Origin of the sequence: Azospirillum sp. A29 (genome assembly GCF_042604625.1) — a bacterium.
Lineage (GTDB): Bacteria > Pseudomonadota > Alphaproteobacteria > Azospirillales > Azospirillaceae > Azospirillum > Azospirillum palustre.
This window is the reverse complement of the sequence record NZ_CP170466.1, coordinates 53432-69877: the sequence shown is the minus strand read 5'-3', so window position 1 is coordinate 69877 and position 16446 is coordinate 53432. Positions and strand designations below refer to the sequence as shown.

Below are 16446 nucleotides of genomic sequence, written 5' to 3'. Positions count from 1 at the left end.
TGACCGGGCCCTCACTGGACCAGCATTTCCTTGAACAGCACGTCTTTCACCTTCACCGGGAACGCGGCGGCGGTGATGCGCAGAAGCAGTTCCTGGCGCAGCCGGTACATGCCGGCCGACCCGCGCAGGTCCTCCAGGCGCAGCTCGCGCAGGTAGACCTGGAAATTGTCGATGATGCGCGGCAGCACATGCTCCACCGCCCCGACATCCTCCGGCTTCGACAGCTGGATGGAGATCTTGATCTTCAGGAAGGCCGGACGCTTGTTGCCGGTGTTCAGATTCACCAGCATGTCCGGCAGGTCGTAGAAGATCGGGGCGGCATGGGCGGCGTCACCCTTGCCGGCCTCGGCCCCATGTTCGCCTTCCGCCGCCGCGGCGTGCTCCCCCTCCTCCGCCGGTTTCTCCTTCCCCAGCAGCCCATCGAGCAGGCCGGAGAAATAGACACCCGCACCGGCGCCGATCAGCAGAACCAGGGGAAGAACGACGAACAGGACCAGCTTCTTGCCGCTGAATTTCTTCCGGGGCAGGCCGTCGGTCAGTTCACCGGCATCGGTTTCGGCAGCCATGACATCCTGGGATCGTTCGAGGTACGCAACGGCTCAGGCATCCACCGCCTGACAAGGGTCAAAGCTACTTTTGGGATAGTTAATAACTCCTTTCGAGTGGGGAATGGACCGCCCCGGACGGGCAGGTTTCCACCCCCTGTCACCATTTCGGCACGGTTCTTGATTGGGACTGCCCGGCGATCCGCGCCCGCATTGCGTCCGCAGTCCGATTGGAGCGCAGGCGCGCCCGGATTCCGCCCCCGGCGGCCCGCCGTCCCCATTGGGACTGCCCTTGGGATTGTGGCCCGCCGACCATCGTCCTGCCGCCCCCCTCGTGCGGCGGGAACGGGAGAGTCTTGCCCGGTGACACCCGGCAAGGAACGCCCTCCCCCCGGCAGATTCTGCCCGGCATCCCCTGCCCCACCCGGCGGGACCGCCCGCCCCTTGCCCGTATTCAGCGGATTCCAAGGCTTCGGTGAAGTTGGCACGCCGCCTGCACTACCTCTTTCGCCGGTCGGACGCTGTCGTTCGATCCCTTCGCAAGGTGAAGAGGCCGCAAGATGGAAAATTCGATCTACGTCGCCCTGTCGCGCCAGATGGCGCTGCAACGCCAGCTTGACGTGACGTCGAACAACATCGCGAACATGAACACGACCGGCTACAAGAACCAGCGGATGCTGTTCACCGAATATCTGGAAAAGCCCGGCCTGCATGAGAAGGTCAGCTTCGTCCAGGACCGCGCGGTGGTGCGCGACCTGTCCAACGGCCCGATGACGCAGACCGGCAACCCGCTGGATCTGGCGCTGACTGGCCAGGGCTACTTCACCGTCGATACCGCCAGCGGCCCGCGCTACACCCGCGCCGGCAATTTCCGCCTGAACGACCAGCGCCAGCTGGTGGATGCCGGGGGCCTGCCGGTGCTGTCCAACAACGGCCAGCCCATCACCATTCCGGCCGGCACCAGCGACGTGAAGGTGAGCGGCGACGGCACCGTCGCCACCGAGCTGGGCCCGGTCGCCAAGCTGAACATCGTCACCTTCAAGACCGAGCAGCTGATGACCGAGGTCGGCAACGGCCTGTACGTCACCGACGAGCAGCCGCAGCCCGCCCCGGTCGAAACGAAAGTGGCACAGGGCTTGCTAGAGGGTTCCAACGTGAAGCCCGTGGTCGAGATGACGCAGATGATCGACATCCAGCGTCAGTACATGTCCGCTCAGAAGATGATGGACAACGAACACGAGCGCATCCGCACGATGCTTCAGCGTCTGGGCCGCACCGCCTGATCCAGACCGACGACGAGAGGAGAAGACCAGAATGCGCAGCCTCGCCATCGGCGCCACCGGCATGATCGCCCAGCAGCTCAACGTCGAGACGATCTCGAACAACATCGCCAACTCGACCACCACCGGCTACAAGAAGCAGCGGGCCGAGTTCCAGGATTTGCTGTACCAGAACTTCCGCCGCATCGGCTCGACCTCGTCGGATGCCGGCACCGTGGTGCCGACCGGCGTGCAGGTGGGTGCCGGCGTGCGCGTCGCCGCCGTGGCCCGCGTGCTGGAACAGGGCAACCTGAACATCACCGACAACAAGCTGGACGTGGCGATCAACGGATCGGGCTACTTCCAGGTGACGCTGCCCAGCGGCGACACCGCCTACACCCGCGCCGGCAACTTCAAGCTGTCGCCGGAAGGCATGATCGTCACCGCCGACGGCTATCCGATCCAGCCGAACATCACCGTCCCGACCAACGCGGTGGACATCTCCATCAACTCGTCGGGCGAGGTGCTGATCAAGCTGGACGGCCAGACCGCCACCCAGAATGTCGGGCAGATCCAGCTCGCCACCTTCGCCAACGCCGCCGGCCTGGAAGCCACCGGCGACAACCTGTTCATGGAGTCCGGCGCGTCCGGCCAGGCGGTGACCGGCAACCCCGGCGCACCCGGCTTCGGCCGCGTCACCCAGGGCGCGCTGGAGACCTCCAACGTCAACGTCGTGCAGGAGATCACCACCCTGATCACCGCGCAGCGCGCTTACGAGATGAACTCCAAGGTCATCAAGACCACAGATGAGATGATGCAGCAGGCCAGCCAGATGAGGTAACGCCGCCGACATCGCCGGCGCCTCGCTTCAGCCTTCACATCGGGAACCCCCGCCATGATCCGCCACTTCGCCAACCGCCGCCTGCCCGCCCTGCTCCTCGGTACCGCCCTGCTGACCGTTCCGGTCATGGGGTTCGGCATCGGGCAGGCCGCCGCGGCCTCGGCCATGGCTACGGCCCCGGCCGGCTCGGGTCTGGCACCCGACGTGGTGTATGGGATGCCGCATGTGGAGGCGGTTCTATCGGATGCGCTGTCGCGGGTCATCACCGCCGGACGGCTGCAGATGGAGCTGGACAGCCGCGCGGTGGAGTTGCGCGCTCCCCAGGGCGCCGGCGGGCTGGCGGTCGAGAACCTCTATTACAGCCCGGTCCAGGGCCGCTTCGCCGCGGAGATCGTGGTGACCGGCAGCCAGGTCCGCCTGCCGGTGTCCGGCCGCGCCTTCGGCGTGGTGCAGATCCCGGTGCTGTCGCGCCGGATCATTCCCGGCGACGTCATCGGCCCGGGCGACATCGACTGGCAGGACGTGCGCGCCGACCAGACTACCAGCGACACCGCCGCCACCGACGCGCAGCTGATCGGCATGACGCCGAAGCGCGGCGTGTCGACCAACCAGCCCGTCCGCCTGCGCGACCTGCAATCGCCGCGCATGGTCGACAAGGGCTCGATGGTCACCATCACGCTGACCACCCAGTCGATGACGCTGACGACCCAGGGCAAGGCCCTGCAGGACGGCGGCAAGGGCGAGGTCATCCGCGTCGTGAACACCCAATCCAACCGCATCGTCGAAGCGACGGTCGCGGGGCCCAACGTCGTCGCCGTGGCAAAGCCCGGCATCATCGCGCAGTAAGGAGAAAGCTCCAATGTCCGCCACCATGACCGCCCGCCTGATCCGCTTCGCGATGATCGCCACTGCTGCCACCTCGCTGACCGCCTGCGGCGCCGCCTCGCGCATCGCCGACATCGGCAAGGCCCCCGAGATGAGCGGCATCCAGGACCCGCAGGCCAAGACCGGCTACCAGCCGGTCAGCCTGCCGATGCCGACCCCGCTGCCGACGGAGCGCAACCCGAACTCGCTGTGGCGGACCGGTGCCAAGGCGTTTTTCAAGGACCAGCGCGCGGCCAAGGTCGGCGACATCCTGACCATCAACATCTCCATCGCCGATCAGGCCAAGCTGTCGAACGAGAGCAAGCGGTCGCGTGCCAACACCGAAAAGGCCGGCATGCCGAACCTGTTCGGCCTGGAAGGCGCCACGCTGAGCCGCGTCCTGCCGGCCGGCGCGTCGGCCGCCAGCTTGGTGGACCTGTCGAGCGACACCTCGAACGACGGCAAGGGTTCGGTCGACCGCAACGAGAAGATCGAACTGAAGGTGGCGGCGCTGGTGACCCAGACCCTGCCCAACGGCAATCTGGTCATCCAGGGTCATCAGGAAGTCCGCGTGAACTACGAGCTGCGCGATCTGCAAATCCATGGCGTGATCCGTCCGGAGGACATCACCGCGCAGAACACCATCAGCTACGAGAAGATCGCCGAAGCCCGCATCTCCTACGGCGGCCGCGGCCAGATCACCGACGTCCAGCAGCCGCGCTACGGCCAGCAGCTGTACGACATCATCATGCCGTTCTGAGGATCGTCGGGGTAACTGCGGCGGAACCGGCGGCCATGGCGGGAGACATCCCTCCGTGGCTCTGGGGTGCGTTGGGAACCGCCGCGATCTCTGGAACTCTTCGCTGGCGGATGGGAAATTGCTGCCGGCCGGAGGGTTGTGCCGGGCCGATGTTGCCGACTGGCCCTTTCTCGGCGAAACCGACGCGCTCCGCCGCTTCAGCCTTCCAGCGACTGCCGCGATGCCGCGGTGAATCCATCCATCATGCCGACGGCCATGTTGCCGCCAATCCGCCCCAAAGCCGGACCGATGAGTTCGGTCGCACGGCGGTAAGCCTCGCGCTGGGCCACGCAGTCGATCAGGTCCGCCGCGTTGGTGACGCTCTGGGACAGGGTGAGGTCGCTCGTCATGGTTCGTCTCCCTCATCCCGGCCATGATCGGCCGGTCGAGGATGACCATAAGCTCCACTCACACCGCCCGCTGTTGCGTGCATCACGTTTCCGGCGCGACGCCATGAAACGAAACGGCCCGGCCCCTCATCGGGAACCGGGCCGTTGCATGGCCGGTCGTCCGCTTACTGATAGCCGCCTTCGCGGGCGCGGTCCTTGGCGGCTTCCTCCTGCGCTTTCACGGTCTCGCTGCTGATCTTGCCGCCCACCTCATTGCCGGGATCGGCGGGCTTCTGCGGTCGGTCGTCGCGGACGGCGTCGGGCGGTTGCTGGTTCGGCTGATCAGCCATGATGCTGCTCCTTGATGGGTTTCGTCTGGCGATGACGAGGAAAACAGCAGAGGCGGAAGATCGTCGCGAGAAAGGTCCGGTCGCCTCACCCAGCCGGAGACTCGGGCTCGCCATCGGCATCGGCGCGCTCCAGGGCGGCGTTGATCTGGTCCAGCGTGCGGCCGCAACCGGTACAGACATCGCCGTCGATGGCGCACATGCCCAGGCAGTCGGGATCGTCGCTCATGGAACTGGCTTCCTTCGGAATTGGCGCTCAGGGGGCCATCCCTAACGGAAAGGCCGCTCTGTCTCAAGCGGTCCGGTTCGAAGGCAGAGGCTCCCAACCAGGGGTTTCCCCTCCCTCGCATGCCTGCCGAGACAATGTACGGTATCGGCGGCGGTGTCGATTGCCGATAAAACGATTAGGCCTTAAACCATCAACCCGTTTTCTCCCACGCGAAGGTGTGCATGCCCACGGCATTGCTGGTGTCCTGCGCGATGTATCGTTACGGTACCGCAAGGATGCCTGCCGCATTGAAGGCGGCGGGATTTCGTGTGTTCGTCATCTGTCCGAAGAACTCCCTGCTCGAGTTCTGCGACCAGATCGACGGCCGGCATTGTTTCTCTCCCGAATTGGCCGCCGATGACCTGACTGTGATCGCCGCGCGGGCTGCGGCACGGTTCCGGGCCGACATCGTCATCGGCTGCGAGGAGGCCGCCGTCCGCGTGCTCGGCATGGCGGGACGGTTGCAGGAACGGGTAAAGGCGGACAGCGCCGACGCCCGAAATCTGCGGTTCGTCCAGGCTTGGTGCAGCGACGATCCCTGGGAAGAGAAGCGGTCTCACTGTGTGGAAATGGCCGCGGCGGCGGGCATCCGGACGCCGCGTCAGGTCGCCGTCGATCCGCACCGTACCGCTGTGACCGATCTGGCCGCGCTTGGCGAACCGCTTCTGCTGAAATACGACGGCAGTTCGGCCGGCCGCGGGGTACATTTCGCATCCTCCGCCGGGCATGCACTGGCCATGGCGGCAAGCCGATCCGAGGAATACCCGGACCGGCAGGCGGTCGCGCAGGAATTCGTGCGCGGGCGCGCAGCGTCGGTATCGTTCTGCGCGCTGGGCGGGAAAATCCTGGAAGGCTTCGCCTACACGGTCCTGCGTCATGAGCCGGCCCCCTTCGGCCCGGCATCCGTGATCGAACTGACCCCCCATCCCGGGCTGATCGACATGGCCCACCGGATGGTGGAAGTGACGGGCTATTCCGGGTTCGGCGGCATCGACGCCATTCTGCCGGACGATGGCAGCCCGCCGGTTTTCCTGGAGTTCAATGCCCGGCCGACCCAGACAACCCATCTCGGCAACTTGGCTGGCAGCGACCTGTGCCGGGCGATGGCCTGCGCCCTGGCCGGCGTTCCCTATCACGCGGTCCTCGGCCGAACCTCAGGCAGGCAGGTCGCGCTGTTCCCGAGCGAATGGGCCCGCGACCCCAACAGCCCCTACCTGACTTCGGCCCACCACGATGTGCCATGGACCGAACACCGGCTGACCGCCGCGATCCTGACCGTTACCCCACAGCTCCATGGCACCCGGGCCGTCACTCCGGCGGCTGTTCAAGCGACAGCTCACCCGTAACTTCGTGCGTCAGCGCGATACCGTCGACCGTCAGCACCATGCGGGCCGATAGGGACTTCACTCCGTCCAGCCGTCCTTCGGCCAGTGCGCGGCCAACCGCAAGCTCGATCTCCCGCTGCGAAGTGACGCCAACCTGCTTCAGAAATTTACGCAGGTCGAGGTTCAGGGTCTCGTTGTCCATGGCTGCCCTCCCGGCTTGGAACCGTCATTTCGGATGACGTTCCGAACCCCGTGAGGACGGCTTGGTTCCATCGCCGGCCCTGAAGCCAACGGATGCACGGCAGCGGCAACAGCCTTGAAACGACGAAAGCACTGGTCGGGACCGGCGCTTTCCATCCGTTCGGTGCCATCTGTCCCGTGCAGTGCCGACGCGGCGCACCGCCCTGCCCCTGGTGAGCGGCACTGTGCGGACCTGCGGGACCGGAAGGCGCGGCGTCAGTCGTCGCGCTGGGTCCGTTCCATCCGTTCGTGACGCTCCTGGGCTTCGAGGCTCAGCGTCGCGATTGGTCGGGCATCGAGCCGGCGAACGGAGATGGGATCGCCCGTCTCCTCGCAATAGCCGTAGCTGCCGTCGACCAGACGCTCCAGCGCGGCGTCGATCTTGGAGATCAGTTTGCGTTCACGATCACGCGTCCGCAGCTCCAGCGCACGGTCGGTCTCGGCCGAGGCGCGGTCGGCGATATCCGGTTCCTGGATACCGCCTTCCTGGAGGCTGTTCAACGTGCCGGTGGATTCCGCCAGCAGTTCCGCGCGCCAGCGCAGCAGCTTCTGGCGGAAATACTCCCGCATGATAGGGTTCATGAACTCCTCGTCTTCCGACGGGGAATAGTTCTGGGGCAGAAGCGGCGACGTCATCCGAAAGCATCCAGCGAAAAAGGGGTGATCCGGGCGGCGCGGAGTATAGGCACGCCACGGCACGACCGCAACCCATTGGTTCGCCCCCGCAACGACCAAACAAGCCCTTGGAATAAAAAAGATTTGTCAGCGTTGCAGATTCGCCGCCACCGTCTGGCGGCCATGCATGGGCGAATCCGGCCGTCGCATGGGGATCTCATCGGCGGCACCCTGCCCCACCGGCACGGGGCGCCCGCCTCAACGCTTGAAGCGACCGTAAAAGCGACCGGTCGGTTCAGGAGGTCAGCTTCGCCAGTTCGACCTGGGCGCGCAGATCGATCTCGTCGAGGATTTCGGCCAGCCCCGGATCGTCGACCTGGGCACGGCGCGTCTGCACCACCTTCGCCAGATCGGTCAGCTTCTGCACCGACAGCGTACCGGACAGCAGCCCGTGCTGAATTTCCTCCAGACGGTCAAGCATCTCCTCCGCCCGCATCTTGCCGCGGGACGCACGCGCGGTGGCGTCGTCGGTGACGTCAACCTCCTGCAAGGCCAGCACGCCCGAAACACCGGCGCTGGCGGCGGTGCCGCTGACGCCGTGGGCGGAGCCGGCCTCTCCCACCAATTGCTTGGAGAAGGCCGCGCCGGACGAGCCTTCGGCCTTGCCGGTGCGGCGGACAGACCCACCGCCGCGTATGTTTCCGGAGCCTTCGACTTTCATGATCCGTGCAACCGTTTGCAGTAAAGGATTCGTAAACGCGCACACAATAGATGGATCAACCTTAACATCCGGTCAAGGCTTGCCGCAATCGGGCAAAAATTGCCGGCCGGCTGTGACCGAAAGGCGCCATATTCCGGACGTTTTTCAGGACAGGCACCGAAAGCCGCCGTTTACGGTCTCTGGCACGGCGTTTGTATAGGAACGGGCACGAGTTCAGGAGTGTCCGCGTCATGATCCCCACCGCCTTTCGCCTTCTGCGCCGCCGTGCCGTCCTGGCCGTGCTGACCGCCCTGCTGGCGTTCGGCATTCCGGCCGCACCGGCACTGGCCGCGTCCGCCCGTATCAAGGACATCGTCGATGTCGAAGGCGTGCGCGACAACATGCTGATCGGTTACGGGCTGGTGGTGGGCCTGAACGGCACCGGCGACAGCCTGAACAACTCGCCCTTCACCGAGCAGAGCCTGACCGGCATGCTGGAACGGATGGGCGTCAACACCCGCGGCACCAACCTGCGCACCAAGAACGTGGCGGCGGTGATGGTGACGGCGACGCTGGGCGCCTATGCGGCGCAGGGCACGCGCATCGACGTCACGGTGTCGGCGATGGGCGACTCCAAAAGCCTGCTGGGCGGCACCTTGCTGGTCACCCCGATGATGGGCGCCGACGGCGAGGTCTATGCCGTGGCCCAGGGGCCGATCGCCGTATCGGGCTTCACTGCCCAGGGCCAGGGCGCCAGCGTGACCCGCGGCGTGCCGACCTCCGGCCGCATCTCCTCCGGTGCCATCGTGGAGCGCGAGATCCAGTTCTCGCTTGCCGAGCTGCCGGTGCTGCGGCTGTCCCTGCGAAATCCCGACTTCACCACCGCCCAGCGGGTGGCGACCGCCATCAACATCCAGCTGCGCGGCAACCGCGCCCAGGCGACCGACCCGGCCTCCGTCCTCATCAACGTGCCGGACTCACGCCGCGGCGACGTGGTGGGGCTGGTGACGGAGATCGAGCAGCTGCGCATCACCCCCGATCAGGTCGCCCGCGTGGTGGTGGACGAGAAATCCGGTGTGATCGTGATGGGCGAGAATGTCCGCATCTCCACCGTCGCCATCGCCCAGGGCAACCTGACCATCCGCATCACCGAAACCCCGCAGGTCAGCCAGCCCGGCCCGTTCAGCCAGGGCCAGACCGCGGTGGTGCCGCGCACCGACATCCAGGTCGACGAGCAATCCAACAACCGCCTCGCCGTGATGAATTCCGGGGTGACCTTGCAGGAGTTGGTACAATCCTTGAATGCGCTTGGAGTGGGACCGCGGGACATGATCGCCATTCTCCAGTCGATCAAGGCCGCCGGAGCCCTGCAAGCCGAGATCGAGGTGATCTGATGACCATGAGCCCCGCCCTTTCCACCGCTTCGGCCGCGCGCAGCGCACCGCCCGCCTCGTCGCTGGTGGAGCGCGCCCAGGCCGCAGGGTTCGGCGTGCGCACCCTGGCAAAGATTTCCGATCTCGAGGCCAAGATCGACCCGGCAAAGCTTGCCCAGATCCGCAAATCCGCCAACGAGTTCGAGAGCCAGTTCGTCTCGCAGATGCTGGGCCCGATGTTCGAGGGGATCGGCACCGACGAGACCTTCGGCGGCGGGCGTGGGGAAGAGATGTTCCGCCCGATGCTGATCGAGCAGTTCGGCAAGCAGATCACCCAGCGCGGCGGTTTCGGCATCGCCAATCAGGTTTACGGAGAGCTTCTTCGCGCCCAGGAGGCCAGCCATGGATAAGGTCGACGTTCGTTTCCCCCAGCAGCCCAAGCCGGCCGCCAACCTGCCGAAGAACGCCCAGGAGCGCGCGGTCGCGCTGATCGAGCTGATGGGCCGCCTGACCGCCCTGCTGGAGCGCGAGGCCGCCGTCGTCCGCGCCCGCCGCCCGGCCAAGGAGCTGGCGCAGATCGTCAAGGACAAGCAGCCGATGACGCTGGTCTATGAAGAGATCAGCCGCATGCTGCGCGTTGACCGCGAGGGGTTGATCGCCCTGCCGCAGGAATTGAAGTCGGCGTTGAAGGACGGGACCGGCAAGCTATATGCGGCCACCGCCGACAATGCCGAGGCCCTGCGCATCGGTGGCGAGGCGCAGAAGGTGATGGTCGACACCGTGGTGACCGTCATCACACGCCAGCAGAAGGCGCCGACCACCGCCTACGCCGCCCACATGGGTGGCGGCCGCGGCTATTCCGCACCGCCCAGCGGGCCGCGCACCTCGGCGGCGCTGAACACCCGGCTCTGATCCGATCGACCTCCATCCGTGACTGCCGAGCTTTTTCGGACGGCCGCCTCCCTCCACAGGGGCGGCCTTTTTCTTTTTGTGCCCGGCAGCTACGGCAAGAAAGGCCCCGCACCCGGCGGAATTTGCCGGTCAGGACCGTGCGATGCGGCGGGAACTGCCGTCCGGCTCCCGACCAAGGGCGCGATAACAGGGGGCCGCGGTTGGCCCGCCCGTTGCATTGGTCCCAGCGCATCGCCGTTGGTGCGTTCCGCCGTCCCTGAGAGGCCCTTCCATGGAAGTCCAATCGAACAAAATCGCCGCGTCCTTGTTCGACGGTCTCAGCCAGTCCCAGCAGACGCAGGGGACCGGGACGAAGAACGACCTGTTCTCCAAGATGATGGACCGCATGCTGACCGATGCCGCGGCGCGCAAGCGCGAGCAGGCCGACGCGGCAGCCCGCGACTCCGCGAAAGACGCGGCGAAGGATGCCGCCAAGGAGGCTGCAAAGGATGCTGCAAAGGATGCCAGGGACGCCCGCGCCGCGGAGGCGCAGCGCCGGCAGCCGGTGCACGCGGAGCCGAAGCCCGACCTGACCCGCGACAAAACCGCTGAAACCCGGCGCCAACAGGATGCCGCCGACGCGACGCGTGCGGCCGAGCCGAAGGCCGGCAAGGACGACGATCCGAAGATTCAGGCCCGCCAGGAGGACCACCGTCCGGCCAAGGCCGAGAAGACAGCGAAAGACCAGTCCAAGACCGACAAGGCCAAGGGCGGCCCGGATAAGGCCAATGCCGACAAGGCGGGTGCGGACAAGACCGATGCGGCGACGGCCGGCGGCAGCGCCGATGCCGAAGACGCCGCCGCGACCGGCGATTCCGCCTCGGCCGACGCCGCCGCACAGGGCGAAACCATGGCAGACGCCGGCGGTGAGGACACGTCGGATGATTCCGCCGAGGGACAGGCCACCGCCCAACCCGCCGACCAGCCGCTGCCGCCTGTCCAGCCGACGGTGCAGCAACCGATCCCGCAGGCGAGCGACCTGATCCTTGCCGGCCTGATGCCGGCCGGACAGACGAAGGCGCCGGACAGCACGGATGACGCGGCCGGCGGTGCCGACGCCCCTGCAACCGGAGTGGCCGGGCCTGTCGATCCCGCCGCCCAGCGTGCAGCCCAGCTTGCCCAGGCGCAGGCCGCTGTCACCGGTGCCACGGCGGCCGCTCAGGCCGGTGCGGAAGCCACAGCGAAGGCCGGCGGCAAGACTGCCGCGGTCGGCAGCGACGCCTCCCAGACCGCGGATGCGGCCCAGGCCGAGCCCGGCGCACAGCCCGACGCCGAGGCCTTGCCGACCGACGATACCGCCCTGCCCGACCGCTTCGCCGGTCTGCTGGCCGCCGCCAAGGCGAAGGCCGGAGATGCCAGGCAATCCGGCAAGCATGCCGGAACCGAGGGCGGCAGCCGGAACGACGCCCAGCCCCAGGCGCCGACCGCGATGCAGCAGCCGACCACACCCACGGCGCCGGCCATGCCGGCGGCGGAAGCGGTCACGGCAGCCGCGACGGGCACTGCCGCCAAGACGCTGGAGGGCCTCGGAGGCGTCGAGGGAACCGCGGGGACCGGCACCTCTGCCGCCAGCCCGCACACCCATCCGGCGCTCGCCGCGATGGAAGGGATTCATGCCGGCATTCCCGGCCTCGACCAGCCGCAGGCCGCCACCGCGACCCTCCGTCCGTCGCGCGGCGCCGGCATGCCGATGGGCGTGCACGACCAGATCGCCGTCCACATCAGGAAGAGCGTCGCCGACGAGGTCGACCAGTTCACCATCAACCTGCATCCGGCCGAACTGGGCCGGATCGACATCAAGCTGGACATCGGCGCCGATGGCCGGGTCAATGCGATGGTCGCGGTGGAAAAGGCGCAGACGCTCGAACTTCTGCAACGCGACAGCCGCGGGTTGGAACGCGCCTTGCAAGACGCTGGATTGCAGACGGACGCCAACAGCCTGAACTTCAGCCTGCGCGGCGAGGGCAATCCCTTCGCCGGCGACGGCCGGGGCGACGGCAAGGGGACCGGATCGGGTAAGCGCGGCCGCGGCTTCGGCGGTGGCGGCGACGATGACGGGTCCGATGGTGCCGTCTACACCGCGACGCTCGGCGACGGGCGCGTCGACATCCGCGCCTGAGCGGGGCGGCCGGACCCGGCCGCATCCCGCCGTCGCATCAGAGAATTCGGCCCACAGGGCCATAAAGGACGACCGCCATGACCACGACCACCAACACGACCTCCAGCCCGACCCTGAACCAGTACGGCACCTATTCGGGTGGTCTCTCCACCGGGTCGAAGACGGCGTCCGAAACCTCCAAGACGCCCCAGACCGATGCCGAGAAGACCGCCTCGGCCACCAAGGGGCTGGGCGACAATTTCCAGACGTTCCTCACCATGCTGACCACGCAGATGAAGAACCAGGACCCGCTGAAGCCGCTCGACACCAACGACATGACCAAACAGCTGGTCGATTTCGCCAACGTCGAGCAGAACATCGGCACCAACAGCCGCCTGGACAAGCTGGTGCAGTTGCAGTCGGCCGGCACCGCCTCGACCAACCTTGCCTATCTCGGCCGCACCGTCGCATTCGAGGGCGACAATTTCCAGTATTCGCAGGGCATGACCCAGGCGCCGCTGGGCTATGAGCTGGCGACCTCGGCCAAGTCGGTGCGCGTCGACATCCTGGACTCCAACGGCAACATCATCCGCTCGATGCCCGGCGAAACCACCGCAGGCACCAAGCATGCCGTCAGCTGGGACTTCAAGGACAACAACGGCCGCGCGGTGCAGCCCGGCACCTATCGCATGAACGTGGCGCCGGTGTCCGAGAACAAGAACGACACCATCAAGACCACCACCTACACCTTCGGCACCGTCTCCGGTATCGGCAACAACAAGGACGGCGAGACGGTGCTGAACATCGGCACCAGCGAAGTTCCCCTGTCGAAGCTGACCACCGTCTACTGACCCGGATTCGTTGTACCGGCCGACTGCTGCAAGCCTGGACGGATGGGCCACCGCGACCGTCCTGTCCGTTCGGGTTAGCAACTACCACCCGATAAAAAGTTAACCCTTTCGTTTAGGCATTTGTTAAGTGCCGGCGCATACAGTACCCCGAAATCGTGGAATCCACAGTTTGGGTTGGAGCGTCCGCGCATGGCACTCATCGAATTCGACATCGGCGACGATTCTGCAGCCGGTGCATCGGTCATTGGTCCTGAGGGGCGTCCCATGACCGAAAACGACCTTCCCCCGCCCGACACCAAGCGTTGGGTGATGCGCCGCAAGGCGGAAGTGGTCGCTGGTGTCCGTTCGGGCCTGATAAGCCTGGAGGAAGCCTGCCGTCGCTATACCCTGTCGGTGGAGGAATTCCTGTCCTGGCAGAGGCTGATCGACAGCCACGGCATGCGCGGTCTGCGCGCCACCCGGTTGCAGGACTACCGCCCCGGCCAGACGGTTCGCGACCGCATCGGCGCCGACTGACGCGGCGTGCCGACCTGGGAAAGCGCCGCGGGAGCGTCCCGCGGCGCTTTCTTGCGTTTTGATGTGGTGCCAAGTCTCGGGTGACTATTTCTCCGTGCAGGCCCCGTCGATCAGGACCGCAGCCGCACTCGCCACCGCCTCGTTGCCCGGCCCGAGATCCAGCGCCCGGCCGGCGGCATAGGCGCCTTCCATCAGAAGCTGCAACTGCCCGCACAGCCGGTCCGGATCGTCGGCGCCCGCCGCGACCGCCATCGCATGCAGGCGGTCGCGGACCATCCGCTTGTGCGCAAGTGCCAGCGCCCGTGCGGGGTTGGCGGGATCGCGCAGTTCGGCGGCAGCGGTGGTGAAGGGACAGCCCTGGAATTTCGGATGATCGATCCAGTGGCCGAGCGCGGTGAACAGTGCCTTCATCTGGGTGCGCGGGTTGCCGGGATGGCGGGCGGTCACCCGGTCCCACCAAGCGGCGTGCTGAACCATGTTGCGCTCCAGATAGGCGCAGACCAGATCGTCCTTCGACGCGAAATTCCGATACAGGCTCATCTTCGCGACACCGGACCGGGCGATGATCGTGTCGATGCCGACCGCGCGGATGCCCTCGCGGTAGAACAGCTCCGCCGCGGTGTCGAGAATCCGCTCGCGCGCCGGCTTCCTCTCGCCTTCGACTTCACCCATCCGCTAACCCCACCCGCTCACAACAGCCGGGTCCAAGCCCGGCATTGACAATGATACAGACCTGTCTCTACCATCGCAACGAAGAGACAGATCTGTATCATCAAGAATGGAGTTCCGGGGGATGCGCTATTTCGAGGATGTCGCGGCGGGCGACCGCTTTACCGGCGGGCCGGTCACGGTCGATGCGGCGGAAATCGTCGCCTATGCCGAAAAATTCGACCCGCAGCCGTTCCACCTTGACGTCGAAACGGCGAAGGACACGCTGTTCCGCGGACTGGCGGCCAGCGGCTGGCATACCGCCGGGATGACAATGCGGATGATCGTGGGCAGCAACGCCGAGTTGGCCGGCGGTTATATCGGCATGGGGGTCGACCAGATAAGCTGGCCGCGCCCGACCCGTCCCGGCGACGTGCTGCGCATCGAGATGGAGGTGCTGGAGGCCCGGCGTTCCGCCAAGCGGCCCGACCAGGGCGTGCTGCGGGTGAAGACCACCACCTTCAACCAGAACGACGAGGTGGTGCAGACCATGATCGCCAACCTGCTGGCGCCCGGCCGCCCGGCCTGACAGGAACAGGCCAAAAAAAACGCCCCCGCATCCGGAACGGGATGCGGGGGCAGCAAGCTTCACCCGATGCCGTCAGCGCTTCAGGCCGGCGGTGAAGGCGAAGTTGTCGAAGGAGTTCTCGGCCACCCGGAACCACAGATATTCGTCGTCGCGGAACTTCTTCCACGGCTCGTAGATCTTGGCGAACTTCGGGTTGGTCTTGGCGGTCTCGTCATACAGCTCGGTGGCGGCCTTGTAGCAGGCTTCCATCACCTCGCGCGGGAAGGGACGCAGCTGGGCGCCGCCGGCGACCAGACGGCGCAGCGCCGCCGGGTTTTCCGCGTCGTATTTGGCGTTCATGGTCAGGTTGGCCTCGAAGCAGGCGGCCTCGAGAACGGCCTTGTACTGCTTGGGCAGCTGTTCCCACTGCTGCTTGTTGACCAGCAGCGAGACGTTCAGCCCGCCTTCCCACCAGCCCGGATAATAGTAGTACTTGGCGACCTTGTTGAAGCCGAGCTTCTCATCGTCATAGGGGCCGATCCACTCGGCGGCGTCGATGGTGCCCTTCTCCAGCGACGGATAGATGTCGCCGCCGGCGATCTGCTGCGGCACCGTGCCCAGCTTGGCCAGAACCTGCCCGGCAAAGCCGCCGATGCGGAACTTCAGGCCCTTCAGGTCCTCGACGGTCTTGATCTCCTTGCGGAACCAGCCGCCCATCTGCACGCCGGTGTTGCCGGCCGGGAAATTCATGACGCCATAGCCGTCGAAGAACTCGCGCAGCAGGGCCATGCCGCCGCCATTGTAGATCCAGGCATTCTGCTGGCGGGCGTTCAGGCCGAAGGGCACCGTCGCGTCGAAAGTGAAGGTCGGATCCTTGCCGACATAATAATAGCTGGCGGTGTGGCCGCACTCGACCGTGCCGTTCTGCACCGCATCCAGCACCTGCAGGCCGGGGACGATCTCACCGGCGGCGAAGGGGCGGATGGTGAACTTGCCGTCGGTCGCGGCGGCGACACGGGCGGCAATGGTGTCGGCTGCACCGTAAATCGTGTCCAGGCTCTTGGGGAAGCTGGACGCCAGACGCCAATGGATCTCCGGCTGGCTCTGCGCGATGGCGGGGGCCGCCAGGGTGCTGGCGGCGACGCCGACACCGGCGGAGGTCAGGAAGGAACGACGCTTCATGAACGTTTCCTCATCGTTATGGCCATGGCGCCGGTTGAACGATAACGCCATTTGCCGAACACAAGACACTATGGTGTCCGAACAATCCTAGAAATCGCAACGGCTGTCCGACAATTCGTTAAATTGC

General features: G+C 66.3%; 21 protein-coding genes. 12 read left to right on the top strand and 9 right to left on the bottom strand.

Annotated elements, in window-relative coordinates:
* Positions 1–11: 11 nt before the first annotated feature.
* A complete protein-coding gene (locus ABNQ38_RS15205) occupies positions 12–566 on the bottom strand; it encodes a flagellar basal body-associated FliL family protein (RefSeq protein ID WP_109047803.1) in 555 nt (184 codons plus the stop codon).
* A 539-nt stretch (positions 567–1105) separates the two neighbouring features.
* Between ABNQ38_RS15205 and flgF the strand changes: the two genes are divergently transcribed.
* From flgF to flgH, 4 genes are read left to right on the top strand one after another with little or no spacing between them, the layout of a single operon-like run.
* Entirely contained in the window at positions 1106–1828 is a 723-nt protein-coding gene (flgF, locus tag ABNQ38_RS15200; RefSeq protein WP_098739578.1) for a flagellar basal-body rod protein FlgF, read from the top strand.
* Positions 1829–1859: 31 nt separating this feature from the next.
* A complete protein-coding gene (gene flgG, locus ABNQ38_RS15195; RefSeq protein WP_377809141.1) occupies positions 1860–2645 on the top strand; it encodes a flagellar basal-body rod protein FlgG in 786 nt (261 codons plus the stop codon).
* 54 nt (positions 2646–2699) lie between these two features.
* Positions 2700–3491, top strand: a complete 792-nt coding sequence (gene flgA, locus ABNQ38_RS15190; protein ID WP_377809140.1) for a flagellar basal body P-ring formation chaperone FlgA — start codon at positions 2700–2702, stop codon at positions 3489–3491.
* Between the two features lie 13 nt (positions 3492–3504).
* Positions 3505–4269: a flagellar basal body L-ring protein FlgH gene (flgH, locus tag ABNQ38_RS15185; RefSeq protein ID WP_377809139.1), complete on the top strand. Its 765-nt coding sequence runs from the start codon at positions 3505–3507 to the stop codon at positions 4267–4269.
* Positions 4270–4466: 197 nt separating this feature from the next.
* Here the strand turns inward: flgH and ABNQ38_RS15180 are convergent, their stop codons facing one another.
* The 3 genes from ABNQ38_RS15180 to ABNQ38_RS15170 form a co-directional block, all read right to left on the bottom strand.
* Positions 4467–4658: a hypothetical protein gene (locus ABNQ38_RS15180; protein ID WP_174472750.1), complete on the bottom strand. Its 192-nt coding sequence runs from the start codon at positions 4656–4658 to the stop codon at positions 4467–4469.
* A gap of 164 nt (positions 4659–4822) precedes the next feature.
* Complete coding sequence (locus ABNQ38_RS15175) at positions 4823–4987, bottom strand: hypothetical protein (RefSeq protein WP_377809138.1); 165 nt, start codon at positions 4985–4987, stop codon at positions 4823–4825.
* An 85-nt stretch (positions 4988–5072) separates the two neighbouring features.
* A complete protein-coding gene (locus ABNQ38_RS15170) occupies positions 5073–5213 on the bottom strand; it encodes a DUF1289 domain-containing protein (RefSeq protein WP_377809137.1) in 141 nt (46 codons plus the stop codon).
* A 287-nt stretch (positions 5214–5500) separates the two neighbouring features.
* On the opposite strand from ABNQ38_RS15170, the gene ABNQ38_RS15165 reads away from it, so the two are divergent.
* Entirely contained in the window at positions 5501–6598 is a 1098-nt protein-coding gene (locus ABNQ38_RS15165; protein WP_377809136.1) for an ATP-grasp domain-containing protein, read from the top strand.
* Here ABNQ38_RS15165 and ABNQ38_RS15160 read toward each other — a convergent pair.
* The 3 genes from ABNQ38_RS15160 to ABNQ38_RS15150 form a co-directional block, all read right to left on the bottom strand.
* Positions 6561–6779: a DUF6494 family protein gene (locus ABNQ38_RS15160; protein WP_377809135.1), complete on the bottom strand. Its 219-nt coding sequence runs from the start codon at positions 6777–6779 to the stop codon at positions 6561–6563. The genes ABNQ38_RS15165 and ABNQ38_RS15160 overlap by 38 nt on opposite strands.
* Positions 6780–7033: 254 nt before the next feature.
* Positions 7034–7453: an RNA polymerase-binding protein DksA gene (dksA, locus tag ABNQ38_RS15155; RefSeq protein ID WP_012974451.1), complete on the bottom strand. Its 420-nt coding sequence runs from the start codon at positions 7451–7453 to the stop codon at positions 7034–7036.
* A gap of 274 nt (positions 7454–7727) precedes the next feature.
* Positions 7728–8153 (bottom strand): flagellar assembly protein FliX, encoded by a 426-nt coding sequence (locus tag ABNQ38_RS15150; RefSeq protein ID WP_109047796.1) that lies wholly within the window; start codon positions 8151–8153, stop codon positions 7728–7730.
* A 230-nt stretch (positions 8154–8383) separates the two neighbouring features.
* On the opposite strand from ABNQ38_RS15150, the gene ABNQ38_RS15145 reads away from it, so the two are divergent.
* The 6 genes from ABNQ38_RS15145 (at position 8384) to ABNQ38_RS15120 (ending at position 13921) form a co-directional block, all read left to right on the top strand.
* A complete protein-coding gene (locus ABNQ38_RS15145; protein WP_174472755.1) occupies positions 8384–9526 on the top strand; it encodes a flagellar basal body P-ring protein FlgI in 1143 nt (380 codons plus the stop codon).
* Positions 9526–9915, top strand: coding sequence for a rod-binding protein (locus tag ABNQ38_RS15140; protein WP_211105829.1), 390 nt, complete (start codon positions 9526–9528; stop codon positions 9913–9915). The genes ABNQ38_RS15145 and ABNQ38_RS15140 overlap by 1 nt, the downstream gene beginning before the upstream one ends.
* Positions 9908–10417 carry a flagellar basal-body protein gene (locus ABNQ38_RS15135; RefSeq protein WP_377809134.1) on the top strand — a complete coding sequence of 170 codons (510 nt, stop codon included), beginning with the start codon at positions 9908–9910 and terminating at the stop codon, positions 10415–10417. Before ABNQ38_RS15140 ends, ABNQ38_RS15135 begins: the two co-directional genes overlap by 8 nt.
* 271 nt (positions 10418–10688) lie before the next feature.
* Entirely contained in the window at positions 10689–12575 is a 1887-nt protein-coding gene (locus ABNQ38_RS15130; protein ID WP_377809133.1) for a flagellar hook-length control protein FliK, read from the top strand.
* Positions 12576–12652: 77 nt separating this feature from the next.
* Positions 12653–13405: a flagellar hook assembly protein FlgD gene (locus ABNQ38_RS15125; RefSeq protein WP_377809132.1), complete on the top strand. Its 753-nt coding sequence runs from the start codon at positions 12653–12655 to the stop codon at positions 13403–13405.
* Positions 13406–13594: 189 nt separating this feature from the next.
* Positions 13595–13921 (top strand): DUF1153 domain-containing protein, encoded by a 327-nt coding sequence (locus ABNQ38_RS15120; RefSeq protein WP_109047791.1) that lies wholly within the window; start codon positions 13595–13597, stop codon positions 13919–13921.
* A gap of 84 nt (positions 13922–14005) precedes the next feature.
* On the opposite strand, the gene ABNQ38_RS15115 is transcribed toward ABNQ38_RS15120, so the two are convergent.
* A complete protein-coding gene (locus ABNQ38_RS15115; protein WP_377809131.1) occupies positions 14006–14593 on the bottom strand; it encodes a TetR/AcrR family transcriptional regulator in 588 nt (195 codons plus the stop codon).
* Between the two features lie 121 nt (positions 14594–14714).
* Between ABNQ38_RS15115 and ABNQ38_RS15110 the strand changes: the two genes are divergently transcribed.
* Positions 14715–15158, top strand: coding sequence for a MaoC family dehydratase (locus ABNQ38_RS15110; RefSeq protein WP_377809130.1), 444 nt, complete (start codon positions 14715–14717; stop codon positions 15156–15158).
* 72 nt (positions 15159–15230) lie between these two features.
* Here the strand turns inward: ABNQ38_RS15110 and ABNQ38_RS15105 are convergent, their stop codons facing one another.
* Positions 15231–16319: a TRAP transporter substrate-binding protein gene (locus tag ABNQ38_RS15105; protein ID WP_109047788.1), complete on the bottom strand. Its 1089-nt coding sequence runs from the start codon at positions 16317–16319 to the stop codon at positions 15231–15233.
* Positions 16320–16446: the final 127 nt, after the last annotated feature.

Coding starts and splice junctions, on each gene's coding strand:
- flgF (WP_098739578.1), top strand. CDS start 1,106: ATGGAAAATTCGATCTACGTCGCCCTGTCGCGCCAGATGGCGCTGCAA.
- flgH (WP_377809139.1), top strand. CDS start 3,505: ATGTCCGCCACCATGACCGCCCGCCTGATCCGCTTCGCGATGATCGCC.
- ABNQ38_RS15115 (WP_377809131.1), bottom strand. CDS start 14,593: ATGGGTGAAGTCGAAGGCGAGAGGAAGCCGGCGCGCGAGCGGATTCTC.
- ABNQ38_RS15175 (WP_377809138.1), bottom strand. CDS start 4,987: ATGGCTGATCAGCCGAACCAGCAACCGCCCGACGCCGTCCGCGACGAC.
- ABNQ38_RS15125 (WP_377809132.1), top strand. CDS start 12,653: ATGACCACGACCACCAACACGACCTCCAGCCCGACCCTGAACCAGTAC.
- ABNQ38_RS15120 (WP_109047791.1), top strand. CDS start 13,595: ATGGCACTCATCGAATTCGACATCGGCGACGATTCTGCAGCCGGTGCA.
- ABNQ38_RS15180 (WP_174472750.1), bottom strand. CDS start 4,658: ATGACGAGCGACCTCACCCTGTCCCAGAGCGTCACCAACGCGGCGGAC.
- flgG (WP_377809141.1), top strand. CDS start 1,860: ATGCGCAGCCTCGCCATCGGCGCCACCGGCATGATCGCCCAGCAGCTC.
- ABNQ38_RS15145 (WP_174472755.1), top strand. CDS start 8,384: ATGATCCCCACCGCCTTTCGCCTTCTGCGCCGCCGTGCCGTCCTGGCC.
- flgA (WP_377809140.1), top strand. CDS start 2,700: ATGATCCGCCACTTCGCCAACCGCCGCCTGCCCGCCCTGCTCCTCGGT.
- ABNQ38_RS15135 (WP_377809134.1), top strand. CDS start 9,908: ATGGATAAGGTCGACGTTCGTTTCCCCCAGCAGCCCAAGCCGGCCGCC.
- ABNQ38_RS15170 (WP_377809137.1), bottom strand. CDS start 5,213: ATGAGCGACGATCCCGACTGCCTGGGCATGTGCGCCATCGACGGCGAT.
- ABNQ38_RS15140 (WP_211105829.1), top strand. CDS start 9,526: ATGACCATGAGCCCCGCCCTTTCCACCGCTTCGGCCGCGCGCAGCGCA.
- ABNQ38_RS15160 (WP_377809135.1), bottom strand. CDS start 6,779: ATGGACAACGAGACCCTGAACCTCGACCTGCGTAAATTTCTGAAGCAG.
- dksA (WP_012974451.1), bottom strand. CDS start 7,453: ATGACGTCGCCGCTTCTGCCCCAGAACTATTCCCCGTCGGAAGACGAG.
- ABNQ38_RS15105 (WP_109047788.1), bottom strand. CDS start 16,319: ATGAAGCGTCGTTCCTTCCTGACCTCCGCCGGTGTCGGCGTCGCCGCC.
- ABNQ38_RS15110 (WP_377809130.1), top strand. CDS start 14,715: ATGCGCTATTTCGAGGATGTCGCGGCGGGCGACCGCTTTACCGGCGGG.
- ABNQ38_RS15130 (WP_377809133.1), top strand. CDS start 10,689: ATGGAAGTCCAATCGAACAAAATCGCCGCGTCCTTGTTCGACGGTCTC.
- ABNQ38_RS15150 (WP_109047796.1), bottom strand. CDS start 8,153: ATGAAAGTCGAAGGCTCCGGAAACATACGCGGCGGTGGGTCTGTCCGC.
- ABNQ38_RS15205 (WP_109047803.1), bottom strand. CDS start 566: ATGGCTGCCGAAACCGATGCCGGTGAACTGACCGACGGCCTGCCCCGG.